Annotated in this window: 21 protein-coding genes; 3 read left to right on the forward strand and 18 right to left on the reverse strand. The window is 72.5% G+C overall.

Annotated features, from left to right (window positions below; all coding sequences use genetic code 11):
- The 12 genes from ABD296_RS12635 to ABD296_RS12690 all read right to left on the reverse strand — a co-directional run.
- On the reverse strand, nucleotides 1-232 hold a 232-nt coding region (locus tag ABD296_RS12635; RefSeq protein ID WP_344265363.1), incomplete at its 3' end, for a hypothetical protein.
- A 206-nt stretch (nucleotides 233-438) separates the two neighbouring features.
- Nucleotides 439-1,296, reverse strand: coding sequence for a TIGR03936 family radical SAM-associated protein (locus tag ABD296_RS12640; protein ID WP_344265366.1), 858 nt, complete (start codon nucleotides 1,294-1,296; stop codon nucleotides 439-441).
- Between the two features lie 178 nt (nucleotides 1,297-1,474).
- Complete coding sequence (locus ABD296_RS12645; RefSeq protein WP_344265369.1) at nucleotides 1,475-3,397, reverse strand: TIGR03960 family B12-binding radical SAM protein; 1,923 nt, start codon at nucleotides 3,395-3,397, stop codon at nucleotides 1,475-1,477.
- A 73-nt stretch (nucleotides 3,398-3,470) separates the two neighbouring features.
- Nucleotides 3,471-4,655, reverse strand: coding sequence for a rod shape-determining protein RodA (rodA, locus tag ABD296_RS12650; RefSeq protein ID WP_344265372.1), 1,185 nt, complete (start codon nucleotides 4,653-4,655; stop codon nucleotides 3,471-3,473).
- A gap of 46 nt (nucleotides 4,656-4,701) precedes the next feature.
- A complete protein-coding gene (gene mrdA, locus ABD296_RS12655; RefSeq protein ID WP_344265375.1) occupies nucleotides 4,702-6,774 on the reverse strand; it encodes a penicillin-binding protein 2 in 2,073 nt (690 codons plus the stop codon).
- Complete coding sequence (mreD, locus tag ABD296_RS12660) at nucleotides 6,771-7,370, reverse strand: rod shape-determining protein MreD (RefSeq protein WP_344265378.1); 600 nt, start codon at nucleotides 7,368-7,370, stop codon at nucleotides 6,771-6,773. The genes mrdA and mreD overlap by 4 nt, the downstream gene beginning before the upstream one ends.
- 1 nt (nucleotide 7,371) lies before the next feature.
- Nucleotides 7,372-8,391, reverse strand: coding sequence for a rod shape-determining protein MreC (mreC, locus tag ABD296_RS12665; RefSeq protein WP_344265381.1), 1,020 nt, complete (start codon nucleotides 8,389-8,391; stop codon nucleotides 7,372-7,374).
- A 37-nt stretch (nucleotides 8,392-8,428) separates the two neighbouring features.
- Nucleotides 8,429-9,463: a rod shape-determining protein gene (locus tag ABD296_RS12670; protein ID WP_407061470.1), complete on the reverse strand. Its 1,035-nt coding sequence runs from the start codon at nucleotides 9,461-9,463 to the stop codon at nucleotides 8,429-8,431.
- Nucleotides 9,464-9,729: 266 nt separating this feature from the next.
- Entirely contained in the window at nucleotides 9,730-10,137 is a 408-nt protein-coding gene (ndk, locus tag ABD296_RS12675) for a nucleoside-diphosphate kinase (protein WP_344265384.1), read from the reverse strand.
- A 45-nt stretch (nucleotides 10,138-10,182) separates the two neighbouring features.
- The gene (locus ABD296_RS12680) at nucleotides 10,183-11,679 is read right to left on the reverse strand and encodes a hypothetical protein (protein WP_344265387.1); all 1,497 of its coding nucleotides are present in this window, start codon (nucleotides 11,677-11,679) and stop codon (nucleotides 10,183-10,185) included.
- Between the two features lie 122 nt (nucleotides 11,680-11,801).
- Nucleotides 11,802-12,179, reverse strand: coding sequence for a DUF4233 domain-containing protein (locus ABD296_RS12685; RefSeq protein WP_344265635.1), 378 nt, complete (start codon nucleotides 12,177-12,179; stop codon nucleotides 11,802-11,804).
- A gap of 5 nt (nucleotides 12,180-12,184) precedes the next feature.
- Nucleotides 12,185-13,555, reverse strand: a complete 1,371-nt coding sequence (locus ABD296_RS12690) for a bifunctional folylpolyglutamate synthase/dihydrofolate synthase (RefSeq protein WP_344265638.1) — start codon at nucleotides 13,553-13,555, stop codon at nucleotides 12,185-12,187.
- A 130-nt stretch (nucleotides 13,556-13,685) separates the two neighbouring features.
- Between ABD296_RS12690 and ABD296_RS12695 the strand changes: the two genes are divergently transcribed.
- Nucleotides 13,686-14,912, forward strand: a complete 1,227-nt coding sequence (locus ABD296_RS12695; protein WP_344265390.1) for a folylpolyglutamate synthase/dihydrofolate synthase family protein — start codon at nucleotides 13,686-13,688, stop codon at nucleotides 14,910-14,912.
- Here the strand turns inward: ABD296_RS12695 and ABD296_RS12700 are convergent.
- Together ABD296_RS12700 and ABD296_RS12705 are read right to left on the reverse strand one after the other, a co-directional pair.
- Nucleotides 14,869-15,903 (reverse strand): hypothetical protein, encoded by a 1,035-nt coding sequence (locus ABD296_RS12700; protein WP_344265393.1) that lies wholly within the window; start codon nucleotides 15,901-15,903, stop codon nucleotides 14,869-14,871. The two genes, ABD296_RS12695 and ABD296_RS12700, sit on opposite strands and share 44 nt — an antisense overlap.
- Nucleotides 15,904-16,038: 135 nt before the next feature.
- Nucleotides 16,039-18,660: a valine--tRNA ligase gene (locus ABD296_RS12705; RefSeq protein WP_344265396.1), complete on the reverse strand. Its 2,622-nt coding sequence runs from the start codon at nucleotides 18,658-18,660 to the stop codon at nucleotides 16,039-16,041.
- Between the two features lie 189 nt (nucleotides 18,661-18,849).
- On the opposite strand from ABD296_RS12705, the gene ABD296_RS12710 reads away from it, so the two are divergent.
- Nucleotides 18,850-19,647 carry a sensor histidine kinase gene (locus tag ABD296_RS12710; RefSeq protein ID WP_344265399.1) on the forward strand — a complete coding sequence of 266 codons (798 nt, stop codon included), beginning with the start codon at nucleotides 18,850-18,852 and terminating at the stop codon, nucleotides 19,645-19,647.
- A gap of 21 nt (nucleotides 19,648-19,668) precedes the next feature.
- Nucleotides 19,669-20,319, forward strand: coding sequence for a response regulator transcription factor (locus ABD296_RS12715; protein ID WP_344265401.1), 651 nt, complete (start codon nucleotides 19,669-19,671; stop codon nucleotides 20,317-20,319).
- 224 nt (nucleotides 20,320-20,543) lie between these two features.
- Here the strand turns inward: ABD296_RS12715 and clpX are convergent, their stop codons facing one another.
- From clpX to tig, 4 genes are all read right to left on the reverse strand, one after another.
- Entirely contained in the window at nucleotides 20,544-21,818 is a 1,275-nt protein-coding gene (gene clpX, locus ABD296_RS12720; protein ID WP_344265403.1) for an ATP-dependent Clp protease ATP-binding subunit ClpX, read from the reverse strand.
- Nucleotides 21,819-21,988: 170 nt separating this feature from the next.
- Nucleotides 21,989-22,651, reverse strand: a complete 663-nt coding sequence (locus ABD296_RS12725; protein WP_344265641.1) for an ATP-dependent Clp protease proteolytic subunit — start codon at nucleotides 22,649-22,651, stop codon at nucleotides 21,989-21,991.
- Between the two features lie 62 nt (nucleotides 22,652-22,713).
- The gene (locus ABD296_RS12730; protein ID WP_285917545.1) at nucleotides 22,714-23,346 is read right to left on the reverse strand and encodes a ClpP family protease; all 633 of its coding nucleotides are present in this window, start codon (nucleotides 23,344-23,346) and stop codon (nucleotides 22,714-22,716) included.
- Nucleotides 23,347-23,565: 219 nt separating this feature from the next.
- Entirely contained in the window at nucleotides 23,566-25,083 is a 1,518-nt protein-coding gene (gene tig, locus ABD296_RS12735) for a trigger factor (protein ID WP_344265405.1), read from the reverse strand.
- Nucleotides 25,084-25,250 lie beyond the last annotated feature (167 nt).

The following is a 25,250-nucleotide window of genomic DNA, read 5'->3' on the forward strand; positions in this document are numbered from 1 at the left end:
GCTCGGACGCGGCGGCCGCGGAGGGCTCGGCCGCGGGCGCGTCCTCGACGTCGGGCGGCGGGCCGGCCGGGCGGCTCGCGCGGCGCCGCGGGCGCGACGTCACGCCCGAGGCGGCCTCGTTCTGCGGGCCGCTCTCCGGGCCGCTCTCGGTGGCCGCGCTCCCAGTCGCGGCGCCATCGGTCTGTTCGTCGGTGCCTTCGGCGGTGGCCGCATCGGCTTCGTTATCAAGCATCCGGGCAATCTCCCGTCAGGCTCCCGGGCGCGACCGCTCGTTCCGCCAGGGGGCGGTCCGTGCCGTGCGCCGCGCGGGAGCGCTCCGTCAGTCATCGGCGTCGTCACCGCCGGACGGTGGTCCGGTCGTGACGACGAAGTCGTCGGGGGTGCGCCCGCCGTCCCCTGCGGGACCGGTTCCGTGTCGCCACGGCTTCGGTCTCACGATCAGGCGCTGACGGCATCCGCGCTCGCGGCGTCCCCGGGCTGCGGCCGTGCGCCGCCGTCCGCCCCGGCTCCGTCGCCGGACGGCGGACCGGTCTCCCGGTCGGGATCCAGGGGATCCGCGAGTCCACCGGTGGCCGCGTCCAGGGGCCCCTGCGCCAGCCTGGTCACCAGTGGCGGTGACGGCGGCGCGAGGTCGGCGACCTGGCGCAGTCCGGTGAGGATGTCGTCGGGTCGTACGGCGGGTGTGGAATGCCGAACAACCATTCGAAGTATCGCACAAGGGGCATCCGCCGCCTCCGCGGCGCGCCGGTCCAGCTCGCAGGAGGACACGGCAGCGCGCACGTCGAACCGGCGCCGCCCCTTCTTGGTGAGGCGTTCGACCTCGATCTCGCCGGCGGCCGTGAAGGCGGCCACGGCAGCGGCGGCGGTGTCGTGCGACACCCCGTCCAGCCGGATCCGCCACTCGGACGCCTCGAGCCGATCGGCGAACGCGGCGGGCTTCGCCGCCGCCTCCCCGGCGCGTCCCGTCCCGGCCGGCACGACATCCAGGATGTCGAGGCCGGGGGGCAGGGCCGCGTCGAGATCGGCCCGCACCCGCGCAGGGTCGCGGGTCTCGGTGAGCCCGATCTCGAGGTACTCCGCCTCGCTGGCCACCCCTGTCGCCGCCGCACCCGCGTACGAGATCTTCGGGTGCGGGGTGAATCCGGCGCTGAACGCGACCGGGATCCCGGCGCGCCTGACGGCGCGTTCCACGGCCCGGGAAATGTCGCGATGGCTCGTGAACCGCAGCCTGCCGCGCTTGGCATAGCGCACGCGCAGGCGCTGGATCACGGGGGCCGGCGCCGGACCCTCCGGCATGGGTGCCAGGGTTCTGGTCCTTCCTACTCGTGCCGAGTCGAAAATCAACGTCTCTCTATAGAGTACGGGTCGGCGGGCATCGTTGCGCCGGGGCCCGTCCCCGGACCGGCCGGGCCCACGCAGGCCACCGGCCCGAAAAGCCCGGTTTCACCGGGGGTTCGCGGCTCGCCGGGCGCCGTCAGACGACCGAAAGCGGCAACAGTTTCTTTCCCGTAGGACCGATCTGGATCTCCGTCCCCATGGTGGGGCAGACGCCGCAGTCGTAGCAGGGGGTCCAGCGGCAGTCCTCGACCTCGGTCTCGTCGACGGCGTCCTGCCAGTCCTGCCAGAGCCACTCGCGGTCCAGGCCCGCGTCCAGGTGGTCCCAGGGCAGAACCTCGACCTCGTCGCGCTCCCGGACGGTGTACCAGTCGAGGTCGACGGGCTCGCCGGCCAGGGCCTTCTCGGCGCAGGCCGTCCAGCGCTCGTAGGAGAAGTGCTCGCTCCAGCCGTCGAACCGGCCGCCGTCCTCCCAGACGGCCCGGATGACCTTGCCGACGCGGCGGTCTCCGCGCGACAGCAGGCCCTCGACGATGGACGGCTGGCCGTCGTGGTAGCGCAGCCCGATCGCGCGGCCGTACTCCTTGTCGCCGCGCAGCTCGTCCTTGAGGGCCTTGAGGCGGCGGTCGACGGTCTCGTGGTCGCACTGCGCGGCCCACTGGAACGGGGTGTGCGGCTTCGGCACGAAACCGCCGATCGACACGGTGCAGCGGATGTCCCTGCGGCCGGTCGCCTCGCGGCCCGCCTGGATGACCCGCTTGGCCATCCCGGCGATGGCCAGGACGTCCTCGTCCTCCTCGGTGGGCAGCCCGCACATGAAGTAGAGCTTGACCTGCCGCCACCCGTTCTCGTAGGCGGTCGTGACGGTGCGGATCAGGTCGTCCTCGGTGACCATCTTGTTGATCACCTTGCGCATCCGCTCGGAGCCGCCCTCCGGCGCGAACGTCAGGCCGGAGCGCCGGCCGCCGCGGGAGAACTCGTTGGCGAGCGTGATGTTGAAGGCGTCCACGCGGGTGGACGGCAGCGACAGCGAGGTGTTGGTGCCCTCGTAGCGGTCGGCCAGGCCCTTGGCGACCTCGCCGATCTCGCTGTGGTCGGCGCTGGACAGGCTGAGCAGCCCGACCTCCTGGAACCCCGACTCCTTCAGCCCCTGGTCGACCATCGCGCCGATCGTGGTGATCGACCGCTCCCGCACCGGACGGGTGATCATCCCGGCCTGGCAGAACCGGCAGCCGCGGGTGCAGCCGCGGAAGATCTCCACGCTGAACCGCTCGTGGACCGTCTCGGCCAGCGGCACCAGCGGCTTCTTCGGGTACGGCCACTGGTCGAGGTCCATGACGGTGTGCTTCTCGATCCGCCACGGGACGCCCGGGCGGTTCGGCGCGACCCGCTGGATCCGGCCGTCGGGCAGGTACGTCACGTCGTAGAAGCGCGGCACGTACACGCCGCCGGACGCCGCGAGCCGCAGGAGCAGCTCGTCGCGGCCGCCGGGCGCCCCCTCGCCCTTCCACTCCCGGACGACCTCGGTGATCGCCAGCGCGATCTCCTCGCCGTCGCCGAGCACCGCGGCGTCGACGAAGTCGGCGATCGGCTCGGGGTTGAACGCCGCGTGGCCGCCCGCGACCACGATCGGGTGCTCGTCGCCGCGGTCGGCCGCCTCCAGCGGGATGCCCGCGAGGTCCAGCGCCGTCAGCAGGTTGGTGTAGCCGAGCTCGGTGGAGAACGACACGCCGAACACGTCGAACGCGGCGACCGGACGGTGCGCGTCCACGGTGAACTGCGGGATGCCGTGCTCGCGCATGACGGCCTCCATGTCGGACCAGACCGAGTAGGTCCGCTCCGCCAGCACGCCCTCGCGCTCGTTCAGGATCTCGTAGAGGATCTGGACGCCCTGGTTCGGCAGCCCCACCTCGTAGGCGTCCGGGTACATCAGCGCCCACCGGACGTCCGTGCCGTCCCAGTCCTTGAGCTGCGAGTTCAGTTCGCCGCCGACGTACTGAATCGGCTTCTGCACGCTCGGGAGCAGCGGCTCCAGGCGCGGGAAGAGCGACTCGACAGGCATGGCGATGTCCTCCGTGCTGCAGACATGGGATGAACGTCCAGCCTACAGCCGCGCCGTCAGTCGATCGGGCACCCTAATCGAACGGGCGGCGGCGGATGTGCACGGCCTGGAGCAGACCGAAGGCGATCATGTTGGCGAACGTCGCGGAACCGCCGTAGGACACGAACGGCAGCGGCAGCCCGGTGATCGGCATGATGCCGAGCGTCATGCCGATGTTCTCGAAGGACTGGAACGCCAGCCAGCACACCACCCCGGTCGCCACCAGCGTGCCGAACTGGTCGGCGGCCTGCCCGGCGATGCGCAGCCCGCGCCACAGCACGACGCCGAGCAGCACGACGATCAGGGCGGCGCCGACGAACCCCAGCTCCTCGCCCGCGACCGTGAAGATGAAGTCGGTCTGCTGCTCCGGCACGAAGTGCCCGCCGGTCTGCTGGCCGTTGAACAGGCCCTTGCCGAACGGCCCGCCCGACCCGATCGCGATCCGGGCCTGCTGGGCGTTGTAGCCGGCGCCGCGCGGGTCCGCGGACGGGTCCAGGAACGCGGTGAACCGGTCGATCTGGTACTTCTTCAGCAGCCCGAAGAAGAACACCGCCGCCCCGGCGGCCGCGCCGCCACCGACGAGCCCGGCCAGCCAGCGCTTCTGCGCCCCGGAGATCGCCAGCATGCCCAGCACGACGGCGATGAACACCAGAGTGGTGCCGAGGTCGGGCTGCAGCATGATCAGCAGGCCGGGCACCCCGGCGAGCGCCAGCGCGAGCAGCACGTCCCGGCGACCGGGGCCGATCTCCCCGTCCCGCGGCTCGCCCAGGATCATCGCCAGCAGCACCACCAGGCCGACCTTCGCGAACTCCGACGGCTGGATCTGGAACCCGCCGCCGAGGACGATCCACGAGTGCGAGCCGTTGATCGTGGAGCCGAGCGGGGTCAGCACGGCCAGCAGGCCGACGCAGGCCAGCGCGTACAGGATCGGGACGTAGGCGCGCAGCAGCCGGTAGTCCAGCACGGTGACGACGCCGCCCAGCGCGAACCCGATGATCAGGTTGAGGACGTGCCGCTTCAGGAAGCCCTCGGGGTCGTCGCCGCGCTCGACCGCCAGCTGGAACGTCGCCGAGCGCACCAGCAGCGCGCCGACCACCGACAGCACCAGCACGGTGATCGTCAGCGGCCAGTCCAGCTTGCGCAGCCCCGCGAGCCGGCCCTGCCACAGGCTCCGGTCCCCGTACCCGCCGACCGATCCGACTCCGGTGCTGTTCAGCATCGTCCCGCTCCGTCCGGCCGCTCAGGGCCCCGCGTGCTCGCGGCGCTCACGGCGCCGCTCCCTCGACGGGGGCCGTCGGCAGCTCCGACGGGAGCCTGCCGTCCTTGAGCAGCGGCTTCTGCTTCTTCGTCCCGTACATGGCCTCCCAGATCTCCCGGACGGCCGGGGCCGCCGTCACGGCGCCCTGCCCGCCCTGGGCGACCATGACGATCACCGCGTAGCGCGGGTGCTTCACCGGGCCGAACGAGGCGAACCACGAGTTGTCGTCCTTGCCGTAGACCTCCGCGGTACCGGTCTTGCCGGCCACGTCGACCTTCTTGAAGTCGAAGCCGTTGAACGCCCCGGCGGCGGTGCCGCTCTTGGTGACCCCGGCCAGGCCGCTCCGGATGTAGGCCAGCACTTTCGGGTCGACCGGCAGCTTCGCGGGCGGCGGCGCGGTGACCCGTCGCTCGACGGTGCCGTCCGGGCGCAGCACCGCCACGCCCAGGCGCGGCGTGACCAGCTTGCCGCCGTTGGCCACCGCCGCGTAGGCCCGGACGAGCTGCAGCGGCGTGACCAGCACGTCGCCCTGCCCGACCGAGAAGTTCGCCGCGTCACCGGCGCGCCACACGTAGCCGTCGACGCAGTTCTCCGCCGCGACCGCCTTCAGGTAGGAGGCGCGCGCCGGGTCGGTCTTCTGCACGTCGGGGTAGCCGCTCTTGGCCGCCTTGCAGTCGGCCTTCTTGGTGGCGTCCCAGTAGTCCTTCTTCCAGCCGCGGTCCGGGATGCGGCCGCCGGACTCGCTCGGCAGGTCGATCCCGGTGGCCTTGCCGAACCCGTAGTCGCGGGCCATCTTCACCATCGGGTCCGACGGGCTCTTCTTCGGGTGCATGCCGCCGTCGCGGAGCCACTCCTCGTACGCGAACTTGTAGAACACCGTGTCGCACGACTTCACGAGTGCGGTGTGCAGGTTCATCGAGCCGAGGGCCTCGCCCTCGAAGTTGTGGAACGCGCGGCTGCCGACGTCGAACGACCCCGGGCACTGGTAGGTGCCGTTCAGCGGGTAGCCGTCGTTCACCGCCGCCGCCACCGACGAGATCTTGAAGGTGGAGCCGGGGGCGAACTGGCCCTGGGTGACCCGCGAGATCAGCGGCTCGCCCTTCTTCTTGCCGAGCAGCGCGTCGTACTGGTCCTGGGAGATGCCGCCGGTCCAGATGCTCGGGTCGTAGGTCGGGTAGCTCGCCATCGCGACCATCCGGCCGGTCTGCACGTCCATCACCACGGCGGCGCCCGCGTCGGACGGGTGCCCGCCCTTGCGGCCGTTCTCGATCGCGTGCTTGAGCGCCTTCTCCGCCGCGCCCTGCACGCCCGCGTCGATGCTGGTGACGAGGTTGCCGCCCGGGTCGGGCGCCTTCTCCTCGGCGGTGCCGGTGACGCGGCCCTGGCTGTCGACCAGCACCCGGCGGAATCCGGGCTCGCCGCGCAGCGCCGCGTCGTACTGGGCCTCCAGCCCGGCCCGGCCGATCAGGTCGACGCCGCTGTAGCCGGTGACCTTCAGGCCCTTGCGCTTGTCGAGCTCCTCCTGGGTGATCGGCTGCAGGTAGCCGAGCACCTGCGCGGCGGTCGCCCCGTCCGGCCGCGGGTACTCGCGGACGGCCTGGACCTGCGCGGTCACCCCGGGGAAGTCTTCCTGCCGCTCCATGATCTGCAGGGCGCGCTTGGGGTCGACGTGGTCCTCGACGGGGATCGGCTGGTACGGCGAGCCGGGCCAGCACGGGCGCTTGACGTTCGGGCCGCACAGCCGGATCCGGTTCGCCACGTCGGGGTAGGTGGTGCCGAGGACGCCGGCGAGGCGCTGCAGCACGGCCTTGCCGCCGTCCTTCTGCCGCGAGAGCGTCGTCCGGTCGACCGACACCACGAGCGCGCTGCGGTTGCGGACCAGCGGGACGCCCCGGTCGTCCAGGATCATGCCGCGGACGGCGGGGACGACGATGTCGCGGGTCCGGTTCTGGTCGGCGAGCTGCTGGTAGTGCGAGCCATCGAGGATCTGCATGCTCCACAGCCGGCCCATCAGCACCAGCAGCAGCAGGCCGACGAGGACGTACAGGACGACGAGCCGGAAGTGGGTCCTGGGGTTCACAGGCCGCCGCCCCGCCCCGACATCGCGCGGTAGCGGGCGGCGGGCACCGACAGGCGGTCCCCGCGGGAGCGCTCGCCGCGCTCGTACCTGCGGGTCACGCGCAGCACCGCCCACACGACGAACGGGCTGGCGACCACGTCGTAGCCGACCTGGAGCGGCACCATGCTCGACACGGTGTCCCACTGGGCGCGCGGGTCGCCGAGGATCATGCCGGTCACCGCGTACAGCACGGTGCCCGCGAGGGCGCCGGCGGCGACCGCGAAGAACGGCACGAGCGTCTGCCGGTCCATCTCGGCGGACGCGATGCCGCACAGGTACCCGATCAGGCAGTAGACGAGCGCGTACCGGCCGATGGTGTGGTCGGCGGGCGGGACGATGTCGGCGGCGAGGCCCGCCAGGAACCCGGTGACCATCCCGGTCATCGAGCCGGACACCAGCGCCAGCGCCACCACCGCCAGCAGCACCAGGTCGGGCTGGACGCCGCCGGGCAGCGGCAGCCGGTTGGCGACCGACACCTGCAGGATCAGCGCCACCACGATCACCACCACGGTGGTGAGGGCGCGGCCGGTCTGTGACGCCTCCGGTGGGTTCAGCACGTCATCCCCCCGAGCTCGGGTTCGCGGACGGGGTGGCGGTGCCGTCCGCTTCGGTCTTGGGCCCCTTCTTGCCCTTCTTCTTCTTGCTCTTGTCGCCGGGCGAACCGCTGGGGGACGGCGTCGGGCTCGGCGACGGCGGCGGCGCGGGCTTGGCCGGCAGCACCGCGTCGCGCGGGTCGGTCTTCGGCGGGGCCACCACGACGGCGACCACGTCCAGGCTGGTGAAGTGCACGAAGGGCTTGACGTAGGCGGTGCGGGTCAGCCCGCCGGTGGCGGCGTCGATGCGCTCCACGGTGCCGATCGGGACGCCCGGCACGTACGGCCGCTCGCCCTGCGACCCGAGCGTGACGAGCCGCTGCCCGACCCGCACCGGCGCGCTCGCGTCCAGCAGCTGGAACCGCAGCGGGGTGGCGCCGCCGCCGAGGCCGCGCCGGCCGGTGCCCTGCACGATGCCGATCTCCTTGGAGTCCTCCAGGCGGGACCCGACGGAGGAGGTCTGGTCGGTGGCCAGCAGCACGGTCGCGGTGGCGGGGCCGACCCGGGTGACCCGGCCGACCAGCCCGTCCGCGCTCATCACGGTCATGTCGGGCTTGACGCCGCTGCCGCTGCCCGCGTCGATGGTGACGGTGTCCTCGAAGCCCTGGCCGGCGGAGATCACCTGCGCGGCGAGGATCTTGTAGCCGCCCATCCCGGCGGAGCCGAGCAGCCGCTGCAGCTGCGCGGCGCGGTCCTGGTCCAGCCGGGTGGAGCGCAGCTGCTCGCGCAGCCGCTGGTTGTCGCGGGCGAGCCGGTCGGCCCGGCGCTTCTCGCCGGGCGCGTCGGTGATCGCGTCGAAGGTGTTGCCGACCGGCCGCACCACCGACGCCGACGCCCGCTCGACCGGCCCGAACACGGCCGCGCCGACGCTTCTCAGGCCGCCGAGCGGCGAGTGGTCCCCGCCGCGGTAGTCCACGGTGATCATCGCGAGGGCCGCGACGAGCAGCACGCCGAGGACCATGCGGGTGCGCCGGGTGTCCTTCACCCACCGACCTCCGGATTCTGTGGTCGCCGCCGGTTGTTCAGTGCCGCGACTCCGGCACGAGGACCTGCCGGAGCGACTCGAAGTCCTCGACGCACTTGCCGGTGCCGAGCACCACCGAGTCGAGCGGGTTGTCGACCAGGTGGATCGGCATCCCGGTCTCCTCGCGGAGCCGCTCGTCCAGGTTCTTCAGCAGCGCACCGCCGCCCGTCAGGGCGATCCCGCGGTCCATGATGTCGCCGGAGAGCTCCGGCGGGCACTTGTCGAGCGTGGTCTTCACGGCGTCCACGACCGCGTTGACCGGCTCCTCGATCGCCCGCCTGACCTCCTCGGCGGAGATCACGACGGTCTTCGGCAGGCCGCTGACCAGGTCGCGGCCGCGGATCTCGGCGTGCGGCTCCTCGTCGGGGCCGGGATAGGCCGACCCGATCGCCATCTTGATCTCCTCGGCGGTCCTTTCCCCGAGCATCAGCGAGTACTCCTTCTTGGAGAAGGAGATGACCGCCTGGTCCAGCTCGTCGCCGCCGACCCGCACCGACTGGCTCGTCACGATGCCGCCGAGCGAGATGATCGCGACCTCGGTGGTGCCGCCGCCGATGTCGACCACCATGTTGCCGGTCGGCTCGTAGACGGGCAGCCCGGCGCCGATCGCGGCGGCCATCGGCTCCTCGATGATGTACACGCGGCGGGCGCCGGCCTGGTACCCGGCGTCCTTGACGGCGCGCTGCTCCACCCCGGTGATGCCGCTCGGCACCGCCACCACGATGCGCGGCTTGGCGAAGTGCCGGCGTTTGTGGACCTTCTGGATGAAGTAGCGGAGCATCCGCTCGGTGACGTCGAAGTCGGCGATGACACCGTCCTTGAGCGGGCGGACGGCCACGATGTTGCCGGGCGTGCGGCCGATCATCCGCTTCGCCTCGATGCCCACCGCGACGATCTTGCCGGTGTTGGTGTTGATCGCCACCACGGAGGGCTCATTGAGGACGATGCCGCGTCCCCGGACGTACACGAGCGTGTTCGCGGTGCCAAGGTCGACCGCCATGTCACGGCCGAGAAACGACAGCTTGTTACCCATGAAGAAAGGGAGCCCTTCATGATTGTCGGGCGTGTAGAGCGGCGTGTCCATCGTAACGTGCGGGCCCGCTCGCGGGCAGTGGCACCCGCGCCGCGCGTCGCCCAAAAAACGAGTGCTGACCAGGCCGCTTTTAGCTAAAGCAACGCGGGCCGGAGTGATCCGGCCCGCGTGTCGGCCGGCAGGCTGTTTCGCGCGGAGCGCCAGCGGAGCGGGAAACGGCCTGCCGGCCGCTGACGGGGTTCCAGGGGGTCTCCCCCCTGGGAGACTCAGACTTCGGGGAAGAAGAGCTTGATCTCCCGCTCGGCGGAGTCGGGCGCGTCCGAGCCGTGCACGATGTTCTCGCCGATCTCCAGGGCGAGGTCGCCGCGGATGGTGCCGGGCGTGGCGGCGACCGGGTCGGTGGCGCCGGCCAGGGCGCGGAACGCCTCGATGGCGCGCGGGCCCTCGACGACCATCGCGACCAGCGGGCCGCCGGTGATGAACTCGACCAGCTCGCCGAAGAACGGCTTGCTGGAGTGCTCGGCGTAGTGCGCCTCGGCGGTCTCCCGGGTCAGGGTGCGCAGTTCCAGCGCGACGAGCGTCAGGCCCTTGCGCTCGATCCGGGAGATGACCTCGCCGACGACCCCGCGGCGGACGCCGTCGGGCTTGACCAGGACGAGAGTGCGCTCGGACACGTGTGTTTCTCCTTGCGGAATTCAGATTGGGTGAGCGCGCGAATCCTACCGGTCTTCGGGCACCGGAGCCGATTCGGCGGCGCGGCCGTGCCGGGCGAGGAGGCGCAGGGTGAGGACGGCCAGCAGCACGGCCGCCGTCCCGGCGATGAGGAGCCAGGCGCGGTAGCCGCCTGCGAGCGCGTCCAGCCGCTGCTCTTCGGAGTGCGCCGAATGCAGCCGGGACGCTTGCAGGGAGAGCACGGACAACTGGCCGGCGAGGACGGCGGGAAAGCACAGCGCGAGGCCGAACAGGGCCGCGCCGACGTGCGCGTCCCGCAGCGAGGCGGCGAGGGCGAGTCCGGCGCCCATGCCGAGCGGGACGAGCGGGAGCAACGGCGTCCAGGGTCCGGTGGAGCCGGTGGCGAGCCCGGGTCCGAGCCCGAGGCCGAGGCCGACGCCGACGCCGACGATCATCAGGGCGAATCCGGCTCCCACGGCGGCGCGGGGACGAGCGCGGGCCGCGACGAGCGCGCCGAGAACGGCTGCCACTGCGGCGGCGGCGAAGGGCGGCAGCCGGGCTCCGGGCGCGTCGGCAGCGGCGGCGAGACCGGACAGCGGCGCCGCGAGCGGGTAGGTGAGCAGGCCGGCGGCGACCATGACGACCGCGCAGCCGAACAGGCCGCCGTCCAGGCCGCCGGCCAGCGCGAGGCCGGCGAGCGCGGCGAGCGCCGACCCGGCGACCACCAGGCGGGCGCCCGGCGACCAGCCGTCCGCCGCCACGACGGCGAGGAACGCGAAGGCCGCCACCGGTGCGAACGGCAGCGCGAGCCGTCCCCTTTCGGCGAGGCGCGGCGGCGGCAGCGTCCACGGCACACGCCCGCGCAGCAGGACGCCGAGGACGGCGGCGGCCGCGGCGACCCCGGCGAGCCAGGGCATGGGGGCGAGCGCCGCGTGCCAGTCGCCCGCGGCGGCACCCGGACGGGGCGCCGGGACGGCGTGCATCGCCAGCGGCATGGCGAGCAGAAGCGACCCGGCGAGCACGCCCGCCCAGAGGGCGGCGAGCGCCGCGTTCCGCCGCTCCCACACGAGGACGAGGGAGGCGGGCAGCGCGGTCCCGGCGCCGGCGCCCTGCGCGATGCGGATCGCGCCGATCTGGGGCACCGAGCCGGCGAACCGGACGGCGGCGAGCCCGCCGAGCAGGACGACGAGGCCGGTGGCCAGTACCGTCCACGCGGGGAGGCGGCGCGCGGCGACGGCGGCGAGCGAGACGGCGAGCGCCAGCGCGGGAAGCGCCAGGCCGGTGGCGCGCAGCAGCGCGGGGACCCCGGCGTCGCCGAGGCCGAGCGCGCGTGCGGCGGCGGGCATGACGCCGGCAGTGGTGTCCGGCACGACCAGGACGACCGCGGGGAGCACGGTGACCGCCGTCAGCAGCGCGCCCAGCGTCGCGTTCCACCGCCGCGCGCCGGCGCGGCGGGCCGGCGCGGCGCCGATGGCGGTGCCGTCCGGCACCGTGAGCGGGGCGCCCGGGTCGTGCGCGTGGGAGGGCTGGGCGTAGGAGGACACGGTGTGCTCCTTCGGAGGTCACCCCCCGCCGAACGCACTATTTCCCAATAAAGAAGAATGTCGGAATTGGTGTTCTGCGGGCACGCAAGGATCGGCGGAGGAAATGGTGCCGTCCCGCGAATTTAGCGCGCCGGGAGCCGCTCCACCTTGCGTCCCATCCAAAAGGCCGTCCCCCACAGCGCCCCGAACAGGACGCCGAGGAAGAACATGGCCGGCACCATGAACCCGGTCGCGATGATCGCGACCTGCAGCACGGTGCCCGCCGCGAACGACCATGAGAACCGCAGCAGCCCGGCCATGAGCAGGCACAGCACCGCCAGCCCGCCGCACACCAGCCCGGCCGTCGCCCCGGACACGTCCATCACCGAGATCGCCACCGGGATCGCCAGCGCGATCACGATCGCCTCGCAGGCCAGCACGGTGGCGTACAGCCGCCGCACCGGATTCGGGGCCTTGCGCCCCGCCGGCTGCGGCGCGCCCTCCGCGGCGTCCCCGGTCATGGCGGTCACCTGCCCTCCCCTACGCGTAGCAGCGTCCTGGCGTCGCCGACCGTGACCACCGAACCGGTGATCAGCACGCCGGCGCCCTGGTACTCGCCGGTCTCCTCGGCCAGCCCGATGGCGCGGTCGATGGCGTCGTCCAGCCGCGCCGCCACGTGCACCCGCTCCGGCCCGAAGATCCCCTCGGCGATCTCCGCCAGCTCCTCGGGGGGCAGCGAGCGCGGCGAGGAGTTGCGCGTCACCACCAGCTCCTCCAGGACCGGTTCGAGCTGGTCCAGGATGCCGGCGACGTCCTTGTCGGCGGCGACGGCGAGGACGCCGGCCAGCCGGGTGAAGCCGAACGACTCGGTGACCGTGGCGACGGTCGCCGCCATCCCGGCCGGGTTGTGCGCGGCGTCCAGCAGCACGGTCGGGCCCGTCCGGACGACCTCCAGCCGGCCCGGCGACGCCGACTTGGCGAACCCGCTGCGCACCAGCGCCGGGTCGAGCTGCCCCTCGTCGCCGCCGAGGAAAGCCTCGCCGGGCGCGATCCGGGTGGCGGCCTCCAGGTTGACCTCTCCCCTGGTCGGCGCGCCGCTGGCGAACGCCTCGACGGCGGCCAGCGCGGTCGCGGCGTTGCTCGCCTGGTGCTCGCCGAACAGCGGCAGGAAGACGTCCTCGTAGGCGCCGTGCAGGCCGCGCAGCCCGATCTGCTGGCCGCCGACGGCGACGTCGCGGTCCAGCACGCCGTACTCGATGCCCTCGCGCGCCACCGCGGCGCCGGTCTCGACGACCCGGCGCAGCAGCACCTCCGCCGCCTCGACGGGCTGCTGGGACAGCACCGCGACGGCGCCCGGCTTGATGATCCCGGCCTTCTCGCCGGCGATCTCCTCCAGCGTGTCGCCGAGGTAGCGGGTGTGGTCCAGGCCGATCGGGGTGACGACGGCGACCGTGCCGTCGGCGACGTTCGTCGCGTCCCACGTCCCGCCCATGCCGACCTCGACCACGGCCACGTCGACCGGCGCGTCCGCGAACGCGGCGAACGCCATCGCGGTCAGCACCTCGAAGAACGACAGCCGCGTCTCGTGCTTGCCGTCGATCAGCTGCACGTACGGCAGCACGTCCTGGAAGGCCTCGGCGAACCGCTCCTCGCTGACCGGCTCCCCGTCGATCGCGATCCGCTCGCGCAGCGTGGTCATCTCGGGGCTGGTGTACAGCCCGGTCCGCAGACCGCGCTCGCGCAGCAGCGACTCGATCAGCCGCGCGGTGCTGGACTTGCCGTTCGTGCCCGCGACGTGGATCACCGGGTACGTGCGCTGCGGCTCGCCCAGGACGTCCACGAGGTCGCGGATCCGGTCGAGGGTGGGGTCGATGTCCCACTCGACGCCGCGGCTCATGATCGCGCTCACGGCGCCGCGGTAGTCGAGCGGCTCGGTTGCCTGGCTCACGCTGAGAGCCTACTCGGCGCGGCCGGCACCCCCGTCCGCACCCGGGTCGGCGGGCGGCGGACGGTGGAAGCATGGGGGTATGCGGGCTGACGAGGTCTTCTTCCAGGAATGGGAACGGCGGCGGCCGGGCGAGACGCGCAGCCCGGCCCGCGCGCGCGAGCTGGCCGGGACGCTGGACGTCCTGTCCCCCGGCATGCCCGTGCTGACCGTGGTCGGGTCCAAGGGCAAGGGGACGGCGGCGACGTACGCGTCGGCGTTCCTCGTCGCCTCCGGGCTGCGCGTGTGCACCGTCACCAGCCCCGGCCTGCGCACCAACCGGGACCGGATCAGGATCGACGGCCGGGCGGTCACCGAGGCGGAACTGGCGTCGCTCGGTGCCCGGCTCGGCGGCGCGATGGCGGAGCTCGGCCCGCCGGCGGACGACTACCTGTCGCCCTCCGGGCTGTTCACGCTCGCGGGCGTGCTCCATGCGCGGCGGGCGGGCGCCGAGGCGCTCGTCCTGGAGGCCGGGATGGGCGGCCGGTCCGACGAGGTCGCGCTCTTCCCGCCGGACGTGGCCGCGATCACGCCGATCTTCCTGGAGCACGCCGGGATCCTCGGCGACACTCCGGCGGAGATCGCCGAAGAGAAGTGCGGCGTGGCGGGCCCCGGCACCCGGATCGTGTCGGCGCCCCAGACCCCCGAGGTGGCCGAAGTGCTCGGGCCGGTGGAGTACATCCGCGACGGCGGCGTCCCCGCCGACCTGCTGCCCGCCGGGCTCGGGCGCACCGCCGCCGCGACCGGCGTCGCCGCGGCCCGGCGCCTCGTCGGCGGCGATCTCCCCGAGGACCGGCTGCGCGAGGTGCTGTCCACGGTCGTCCTGCCCGGCCGCATGTCCTGGCACACGGTGCCCGGGACGGCCACGACGCTGCTCATCGACTCCGCCATCGACGGGACGGGCGTCGCCGCGGCGCTCGCCGCCGCCCGGGACCGCTGGGGCGAGGTCGACCACGCCGTCGTGTGCCTGCCCGACCACAAGGACCTCGACGGCGCGGTCCGGGCGCTCGGCGACCTGCCCGTCACCTACGTCCGGCTGCCCCAGCCGCACCTGCGCTTCACCCGTCCGCTGCCGGCGGCCTGGGACGCCGTCGGCTCCGGCGCCGTCACCCCGGAGGCGCTGGCCACGCTCGGGCACCGCGTGGCCGTCCTCGGCACCGTCTACTTCACCGGACTGGTCCTCGACCGGATCGACGCCTCCACCGAGCGGCTGTTCCGCCCGCCGGCTACCGTGCCGGCTTCTCGACGTCCTTCCGGATCCGGCGCATGACGTCGTCCATCAGGGAGAAGTCGGGGTTCCTGGTCGGGACGTCGGAGGCGACGACGCCGTAGGAGTCGCGGGTCGCCCAGGCGCAGTAGGTGTGCGTCCCGGCGAGCACCGCGAACGTCCCGCACTCCGCCTTGCCGCCGTTCTGTCCGGGATTGCCCTCCTCGCCGGAGAGGAACGTGCTGGGCCGCAGCCTGCGCAGGAACGCCGCCGGATCGCCGGCCGGGCGCGTCCCGCCCACGAACAGCACGCTCACCCGCCCGACGGGTTTCTCGGTGTAGACGGCCATGCCGTTCCCGGGCGCCGTGACCCCGGCCGCCTCGACCGCCGCCATGACGAACGGGTAGGCCGCGCTGGCCGCGGGCGCGGTGGCGTCCCTGGCCATCCCGCCCGCGCGCGGCAGGGCGGTGATCTTGTGGGTGGACGCGGCGGCCGAGGCGGCCCCGGGGCCCTTCCGGGCGGCGGGCTCGTCCGGCTTGAACGCCAGGACGCCGACCATCAGCACCGCGACCAGCGCCGCGCCGATCCCGGCGCCGAGCAGCAGCCCGGAGACCTGCCGGCGCTCCCGCTCCGGCGGCATCCCGCCCGGCACGGCCGCGCCCAGCGGCGTCCGCATGCCCTGCGGGCCGTTCTCGCCGGGCAGGACGAACGGGCCGGTGCCGTTCGGCAGCGGGTGCCCGCCCGTGCCGCCGGGCAGGGCATGCCCGCCGGTGCCGCCGGGGATCGGATGCCCGCCCGTGCCGTTCGCCGGGACGGGGAGGCGGTGACCGCCCGTCCCGCCCGCGAGCGGCTGCGGACCGGTGCCGTTTGCGAGCAACTGCGGTCCCGTCCCGTCCCTGGAGTCCGCCGACCACCACGGCGGCGAAGTGCCCCACGGCGCCGGGGCGGCGGTGAACCCCCCGGGCGGCCCGCCGTCCTCGACGACCTGCTGGCGGCCCGGTTCGTCGTCCGGCACCGCCCCGGGCACGTCGGGGCGGGGAGGTGATTCGGCCATTGCACTCCCGAGGATTCCATACCGCCTGAAAGCCCGCGGATCACCCGGATCGTAACCGGGCGACCGGGCCGCTGCCGACCGTTCGCCTCAGGCCGGGCTCCCCCGGCCCCGGCGGACGCCGCCGGCCCGCCGCGCTCAGGCCGGCGGCAGCGCGGCGAGCTGCGTCTCCAGCCGCCCGATGGCGGCCTCCGCCTGCGCGAGCCGGTCGCGGTTCTTGGCGACGACCGCTTCGGGCGCCTTCGCCATGAACGCCTCGTTGCCGAGCTTGCGCCGCGCCTGGTCGGCCTCCTTGCGTGCCGAGGCGAGGTCCTTGTCGAGCCGCTTGCGCTCGGCCGCGACGTCGATGACGCCGGCGGTGTCCAGCCGGACCGTGACGCCCTCGACCGGCAGCGACGCGGTGGCCGCGAAGCCGTCATCCGGCGCGGTCAGCCGCAGCAGAGCGCGGACGCCCTCCTCGTGCGCGGCGAGCGGCGAACCGCCCCACTCCAGCGCGGCGGCGACCTTCTGGCCGGGCTTGAGCCCCTGGTCGGCGCGGAACCGGCGGACCTCGGTGACGAGCCGCTGCAGCGACTCCACGACCGCCTCGGCGCCCCGGTCGGCGCGCCCGGCGTCGGCGGACGGCCAGGACCCGGTCACGATCGTCTCCGCCCCGGTCAGGGACGTCCACAGCTCCTCGGTGACGAACGGGATCACCGGGTGCAGCAGCCGCAGCAGGTTGTCGAGCACCTCGCCCAGGACGCGGCGCGTCGCGTCGGCGCGGTCGTCGGCGAGCTGGACCTTCGCCAGCTCCACGTACCAGTCGCAGACCTCGTCCCACGCGAAGTGGTACAGCGTCTCGCACGCCTTGGCGAAGTCGTAGGACTCCAGCTGCGCGTCCACCTCGGCGATGACCGAGTGCAGCCGCGACAGGATCCACGCGTCGACCGTCGTCAGCTCGGACGGGACGTCGCCGCGGACGTGCGCGCCGTTGATCATCGCGAACCGCGTCGCGTTCCACAGCTTGTTGCAGAAGTTGCGCGACCCCTGCGCCCACTCCTCCGCCACCGGGACGTCGCCGCCGGGGTTCGCACCGCGCAGCAGCGTGAACCGCGTCGCGTCGGCGCCGTACCGGTCGATCCAGTCGAGCGGGTCGACGACGTTGCCGAACGACTTCGACATCTTCTTGCCGTGCTGGTCGCGGACCATCCCGTGCAGGGCGATCGTCTTGAACGGCTCGGCGCCGTCCATCGCGTACAGCCCGAACATCATCATCCGGGCGACCCAGAAGAACAGGATGTCGTACCCGGTGACCAGCACCGACGTGGGGTAGAACCGCTCCAGCTCGGGCGTCTTGTCGGGCCAGCCGAGCGTCGAGAACGGCCACAGCGCCGAGGAGAACCAGGTGTCGAGGACGTCGCCGTCCTGCACCCACCCGGCGGGCGGCTCCTCGTCCGGGCCGGGGCAGGCGGTCTCGCCGTCCGGGCCGTACCAGACCGGGATGCGGTGCCCCCACCACAGCTGCCGGCTGATGCACCAGTCGTGCATGTTGTCGACCCACTCGAAGTAGCGGGACGCCATCTCCGGCGGGTGGATCGCCACCCGGCCGTCGCGGACCGCGTCGCCCGCCGCCTTCGCCAGCGGCTCCACCTTCACGAACCACTGCAGCGACACCCGCGGCTCCACCACCGTGGAGCAGCGCTGGCAGTGCCCGACCGAGTGCTCGTACGGCCGGACCTCCTTGACGATCCGGCCCTGCTCGCGCAGCGCGGCGACGACCGCCGGGCGCGCCTCGAACCGGTCCAGGCCCTCGAACGGGCCGGGCGCGGTGACCACGCCGCGCTCGTCCATGACCGACATCGACGGCAGCGAGTGCCGGCGGCCGATCTCGAAGTCGTTCGGGTCGTGCGCCGGGGTCACCTTGACCGCGCCGGTGCCGAAAGCCGGGTCGACGTGCTCGTCCGCCACGACGGGGATGCGGCGGCCGGTCAGCGGCAGCTCGATCTCCCGGCCGATCATGTGCGCGTACCGCTCGTCGTCGGGGTGGACGGCCACGGCGGTGTCGCCGAGCATCGTCTCCGCCCGCGTCGTCGCCACGACGATCTCGTCGTCTCCCGACCCGTACCGGATCGAGACCAGCTCGCCGTCGACGTCCTCGTGCTCGACCTCGATGTCCGACAGGGCCGTCAGGCAGCGCGGGCACCAGTTGATGATGCGCTCGGCGCGGTAGATCAGGCCGTCGTCGAACAGCCGCTTGAAGATCGTGCGGACGGCGCGGGCGCGCCGGTCGTCCATCGTGAACGCCTCGCGCGTCCAGTCGACGGAGTCGCCGAGCCGGCGCATCTGGCCGAGGATCCGGCCGCCGGACTCGGCCTTCCACTTCCACACCCGCTCGACGAACGCCTCGCGGCCGAGGTCGTGCCGGGACAGGCCCTCCTTGGCCAGCTCCCGCTCCACGACGTTCTGCGTGGCGATGCCCGCGTGGTCCATGCCGGGGATCCACGCCGTCTCGTACCCCTGCATGCGGCGGCGCCGGATCAGGGTGTCCTGGATCGAGTGGTCCAGGGCGTGCCCCATGTGCAGGGACCCGGTCACGTTCGGCGGCGGGATCACGATCGAGTACGCGGGACGGGACGGGTCGCGCGCCGGATCGGCGGTGAACAGCCCCGCCGATACCCACCGCTCGTAGAGCCGGCCCTCGACATCGGCCGGGCGGTACTGGGTGGGCAGGTCGACGTCCGCGGCGGCCCCCTGGCCGCGCTCACTGCTGGGCTGTGTCACGGCCAACGATTCTACGGGGATCGCGGCGGTACCACGGCCCGTCCCACGAGGTCCGACGCGACGGGCGGCGGCGGCCCAGAGAGCGTTTTCCCGCCGCGGACGGGACACAGGTCACCTGACACCGGGTCGCCCCCGCGGAAAGGGTGATGCCGAACGCCCGCGACAACGGCGCGAAGGGAGTGGGACGGGATGCGAGCGGTACTGGCGCGGACCGCCGTGCTGGCCGGCGCGTTCGCGGCGGGGGCCGTGGCCGCGCACGCCACCGCGATCCCGCACCTCCTGCGCCTCACCCGCGACCTGCAGCGCTCCCGCGAGCGCATCCTCGCCAGCCGCGAGGAGGAGCGCCGCCGGCTCCGGCACGACCTGCACGACGGGCTCGGCCCCACCCTCGCCAGCCTCGCCATGTCGCTGGACGCGGCGCGCATCACCCTCGCCGGCGAGCCCGAGCGGATGGACCCTCTGCTCGCCGACGTCCGGGACCGGCTCGCCGGCGCCGTCGGCGAGATCCGCGACCTCGCGCACGGCCTGCGCCCGCCCGCCCTGGACGACCTCGGCCTCGTCGCGGCCATCGAGTCGTTCGCCGAGGGCTGCGCCGAACGGGTGGACGTGCGGTTCGACGGCGGGCCCGGCGACCTGCCCGCCGCCGTCGAGGTCGCCGCCTACCGGATCGCCCAGGAGGCGCTGACGAACGTCCGGCTGCACGCGCCCGGCAGCACCGCGATGGTGCTGCTGCGCCGCGACGCCGACCTGCACCTCATGGTGGCCGACACCGGCCCCGGGATGCCGGACTCCGCGCGCAACGGCGACCGGCCGAGGCCGCGCCGCGGCCTCGGCGCGATGAAGGAGTGGGCGGCGGAGATCGGCGGCGGCTGCACGGTCACCTCGCGGCCCGGCGGCGGCACCGTGGTGTCGGCCCGGCTTCCGCTGCCCGCCCCCGGCGTGGCCGGGTACCATCAGGCTCCGCCCGGTCGAAACGGGCGCTCCTGAGCGCGTGAGCGGAGGCCGCCGATGACGGACGCGATCCGGGTCCTCATCACCGACGACCACCCGGTGTTCCGGCAGGGGCTGAAGGGCCTGCTGCAGGCGCTGGGCGTGGAGGTCGTCGGGGAGGCCGAGTGCGGCCCCGACGCCGTCCGGATGGCGGCCGAACTGCAGCCCGACGTCGTCGTGATGGACCTGCACATGCCGGGCGGCAACGGCATCGAGGCCACCCGCACCATCACCCGCACCAGCCCGCGCATCGGCGTGCTGGTGCTGACGATGTTCCGCGACGACGACTCGGTGTTCAACGCGATGCGCGCCGGCGCCCGCGGCTACCTGCTGAAGGAGTCCGGCGCCGAGGAGATCGCGCGGGCGGTGCGGGCCGTCGCGGCCGGCGAGGCCATCTACGGGCCGGAGATCGCCCGCCGCGTCCTCACCTACTTCACCGACATGCCCGACCCCCGGCGCGCCGCCTTCCCGGAACTGACCGACCGGGAGCGGGAGGTCCTCGAGCTGATCGCGCAGGGCCGCAACAACGGCGAGATCGCCGGCACGCTGTTCCTCAGCCAGAAGACCGTCCGCAACCACGTGTCGAACATCTTCATGAAGCTGCACGTCGCCGACCGCGCCCAGGCGATCGTCCTGGCCCGCGAAGCCGGCCTCGGCGAATCGCGCTGAGTTCATGCAATCCCGGCCCAAGGGCCTCGCCTGGGGCTCGGCCCTTGACCGTGCTTGGGCGAGCGCGACCTCGCTTCGCGAGCTTCCCGGTGGGGGCTCGCCTCCGGCTTCGCCCCCACCGGTCAGATAACGCGCTCGCGCGGCGGCTCAGGCGCGATGAGACGAGCGGTAACGCGCGAACGCCCCAGACCTGGCGGTCCGGGGCGTTCGCGTGCGGTCTGCGCTCAAGCGCTCTTCTCGCGCGGTTCGCGCTTGGGGCGGTCGCGCGGGACGAGGGTCGGGTTGACGTGCTCCAGGACGGCCTCGCGCGTGATCACGACGCGCGCGACGTCCTGGCGGCTCGGCACCTCGTACATCACCGACAGCAGGACCTCCTCCATGATCGCGCGGAGGCCGCGGGCGCCGGTGCCGCGCAGGATGGCCTGGTCGGCGATCGCCTCGAGGGCGTCACCGGTGAACTCCAGGTCGACCCCGTCCAGCTCGAAGAGGCGGTGGTACTGGCGCACCAGCGCGTTCTTCGGCTCGGTCAGGATGTTGATCAGCGCTTCCCGGTCCAGGTTGTGCACCGAGGTGATCACCGGGAGCCGGCCGACGAACTCGGGGATCATGCCGAACTTCAGCAGGTCCTCGGGCATCACGTCGCCCAGCACGGCCGAGGACTCCTCGAAGTCGGACTTGGAGCGGATCTGGGCGCCGAAGCCCATCCCCTGCTTGCCCACCCGCGACTCGACGATCTTCTCCAGGCCGGCGAACGCGCCGCCGCAGATGAACAGCACGTTCGTGGTGTCGATCTGGATGAACTCCTGGTGCGGGTGCTTGCGGCCGCCCTGCGGCGGGACGCTCGCGGTGGTGCCCTCCAGGATCTTCAGCAGCGCCTGCTGGACGCCCTCCCCGGAGACGTCCCTGGTGATCGACGGGTTCTCGCTCTTGCGGGCGACCTTGTCGACCTCGTCGATGTAGATGATCCCGGTCTCGGCCTTCTTGACGTCGTAGTCGGCCGCCTGGATCAGTTTGAGGAGGATGTTCTCGACATCCTCGCCCACGTATCCGGCCTCCGTCAGCGCCGTGGCGTCCGCGATGGCGAACGGGACGTTGAGGAGTTTGGCGAGCGTCTGCGCGAGCAGCGTCTTGCCGGATCCGGTCGGGCCGAGCAGCAGGATGTTGGACTTGCCCAGTTCCACCTGGTCGTCCCGGCCCACGTCGCTCGACTGGATCCGCTTGTAGTGGTTGTAGACGGCGACCGACAGGGCCTTCTTCGCCGTGTCCTGCCCGATGACGTAGGAGTCCAGGAACTCGTAGATCTCCCGCGGCTTGGGCAGGTTGTCCCACTTCAGGTCGGAGGTCTCGGAGAGCTCCTCCTCGATGATCTCGTTGCAGAGATCGATGCACTCGTCGCAGATGTACACGCCCGGACCCGCGATGAGCTTCTTGACCTGCTTCTGGCTCTTCCCGCAGAACGAGCACTTGAGCAGATCACCACCGTCGCCGATGCGTGCCACCCAACTGTCTCCTTTTCGTGGGGCCGCCCGTCTGAGAGGGTGCGGCGCGGCCGGCTGGCGTCCCGAGGGCTCTCGACGTTGGACTCGACGTTACCGCCTCCAACGGACTTGGTAAGCCCCTCGCCCGGAACTGTGGCGACCGGGCTCGGGACTCCCGCGTCCTGCCGTCCTCAGGACGACACTACCTCGGCCTTGCGCTTCCTGCTGGCGAAGACATCGTCGATGAGACCGTACTCCTTGGCCTCGGCGGCGGTGAGGATCTTGTCGCGCTCGATGTCGTGCTGGACTTCTTCCATGCTCTTGCCGCTGTGCTCGGCCAGGATCGACTCCAGCAGCTCGCGGATCCGCATGATCTCGCGCGCCTGGATCTCGATGTCGCTGGACTGGCCGTAGGTGCCCTCGGTCGCGGGCTGGTGGATCAGGATCCGCGAGTTCGGCAGCGCCGCCCGCTTGCCCTTCGTGCCCGCCGCGAGCAGCACGGCGGCGGCCGAGGCCGCCTGGCCGATGCAGACCGTCTGGACGTCGGGCTTGACGAACTGCATCGTGTCGTAGATCGCCGTCATGGCGGTGAACGAGCCGCCGGGCGAGTTGATGTAGATGCTGATGTCGCGGTCGGGGTCGATCGACTCCAGCGTGATCAGCTGGGCCATCACGTCGTTGGCGGACGCGTCGTCGATCTGCACGCCGAGGAAGATGATCCGCTCCTCGAAGAGCTTGTTGTACGGGTTCATCTCCTTGACCCCGTACGTGGTGCGCTCGACGAAGGACGGGATGATGTACCGGCTCTCGGCCGGCGCCGGGGCTCCGCCCGCCTGGACGCCGGGCCGGACCAGATCGCTGAAGCCGGGTCGGATGAGGTCGCTCACTGTGTGCCTCCGATAGGTGATTCGGGTCGTCAGGAGACCGTGCCCTCGGAGGGCACCTGGGTCGCGCTGAGCACCACGTGGTCGACGAACCCGTAGTCCTTGGCCTCGTCGGCGGTGAACCAGCGGTCCCGGTCGGAGTCGCGCTCGATCTGGTCGAGGGACTGGCCGGTGTGTTCGGCGATCTTCTCGGCGAGCGTCTTCTTGACGTACAGCATCTGCTCGGCCTGGATCTTGATGTCGGAGGCGGTGCCGCCGATGCCGCCGGACGGCTGGTGCATCATGATCCGGGCGTGCGGCAGGGCGTAGCGCTTGCCGGTGGTGCCGGCGCACAGCAGGAACTGGCCCATCGAGGCGGCCAGCCCCATCCCGACCGTCACGATGTCGTTCGGGACGTACTGCATGATGTCGTAGATCGCCATGCCGGCGGTGACGGAGCCGCCGGGCGAGTTGATGTAGATCGTGATGTCGCGGCGGCCGTCCTCGGCCGACAGCAGCAGGAGCTCGGCGCAGATGCGGTTGGCGATGTCGTCGTCGACCTGCTGGCCGAGGAAGACGATCCGTTCGCGCAGCAGCCGCTGGAACAGCTGGTCGCCCAGGGGCAGCAGGGGCGCCTCGGCCACCCGCGCCTGGATCCGCGACGACTCGTCGAAAGTCGGAGGCATGCTCACCGGGTGTTCCTCCGGTCCTTTTAATCGGTTCGGATGATTGGACAGTAACGCGCTCACGACCCCGGTTAAGCCCGGGGGGCCGCCTTTTCGCCAGGGGCGTACCCACGCCTCCGCGAGGTATGGACGATCTCCGCGAACGCGACACGCCCCGCACCCGGGGCGCGGGTGCGGGGCGTGTCGGGAACGCCCAGAACGTCCTGGAACGCGGTGGGGCTACTTGGCGTCGTCGTCCTTCGCCCCGGCGGCCGGGGCCTCCTCAGCGGCGGCCTCAGCCGCCTGCGCGGGGGTCTCCTCAGCGGCCTCGTCGCCGGCGGCCTCATCGGCCTCGGCGGCGGCCTCGGTGTCACCGGCCTCGGCGTCGGCGTCGGTGGTCTCGGCCTCGGCCTCGGCGCCCTCGGCGGTCTCGCCGTTCAGCTCGCGCTGGACGGCCTCGACGTCGATCACGTTGCCGGACTCGTCCTTGATCACGACGTGCTCGACCACGAGGTTCAGCGCCTTGCTGCGCAGCACCTCCGACACGATCGCCGGGAGCTGGTTGTTCTGCGTCAGGTACTCGGCGAGCTGCTGCGGCGCCACGCCCATCTGCATGGCCTGCGTGACGACGTACTCGCTGAGCTCCTCGTTCTCGACGCCGAGCTCCTCCTGGACGGCGAGCTGGTCGAGGACGAAGCCGCCCTTGACGGCGAGCCGGGCGGCGTCGGCGACCTCGGTGTCGAACTCCTCCTCGGACTTCTCCTCGTCGGAGAGGTAGTCCTCCTTGGTCATGCCCGCCATCTGGAGCTGCTGCTCGAGCTGCTGGTTGCGGCGGCCGATCTCCTCCTCCACCACCTTCTCGGGCAGCGGGATGTCGACCTTCTCCAGCAGCGCCTCGAGGGCCTTGTCCCGCGCCTCGGACAGCTGCTGCAGCTTGACCTGCCGGCCGAGCCGGGTGCGGACGTCCTCGCGCAGCTCCTCGATGGTGTCGAACTCGCTGGCCAGCTGGGCGAACTCGTCGTCCAGCTCCGGGAGGTTCTTCACCTTGACGCTCTGCACCGTGACGGTGATCTCGGCCTCCTCGCCGGCGTGCTCGCCGCCGACCAGGGTGCCGGTGAAGGTCTTGTCCTCGCCGGCCGACAGCCCGACGAGCGCCTCGTCCAGCCCCTCGATGGCCGACTTGCTGCCGACCTCGTAGGAGTAGCCGGTGGTGGAGGCGTCCTCGACCTCCTCGCCGTCGATCTTGGCGACCAGGTCGACGGTGGCGAAGTCGCCCTCCTCGACCGCGCGCTCGGCGGTGGTCAGCGACGCGAACCGCTCGCGCAGGTTGCCGACGGTCTCCTCGACCTGCTCGTCGGTCACCTCGGCGTCGTCCACGACGACCTCGATGCCGTCGTAGTCGGGCACATCGAACTTCGGCCGGATGTCGACCTCGGCGGTGAAGGCGAACTGGGTGCCGTCGTCCAGCTCGGTCACCTCCACCTCCGGCTGGCCGAGCACGAAGATCTCGGTCTCCTCGACGGCGCGGCCGTACAGCTCGGGAAGCGCGTCGTTGACCGCCTCCTGAAGGACCGCACCCCGGCCGACGTACTTGTCGATCAGCGGGGCGGGGACCTTGCCGGGCCGGAAGCCCTTGATCCGCACCTGCTGCGAGATCTCCTTGTACGCCTTGTCGAGGTTCGGCTTGAGCTCGTCGAACGGAACCTCGACGGTGAGCTTGACCCGGGTGGGGGTCAGCTCCTCGACATCGGTCTTCACTGGGGTAGGTCTCCTTGATCGGGCGCTGTCTCGGCCGCGGCGTTCGACGCGTGCTTGTTCTGCCTGCGAGCGCCCGGCCTCGACGCACACGGCCCTCGTGCCGCTGCCCGTCTGCGTCTTCTCAGCCGGTCGGTCTTCGCGGGCGCGGGCATGCCGAGATGCGGCTC

The sequence above is a fragment of the Actinomadura napierensis genome (assembly GCF_039529375.1).
In the GTDB taxonomy this organism is placed as follows: domain Bacteria; phylum Actinomycetota; class Actinomycetes; order Streptosporangiales; family Streptosporangiaceae; genus Spirillospora; species Spirillospora napierensis.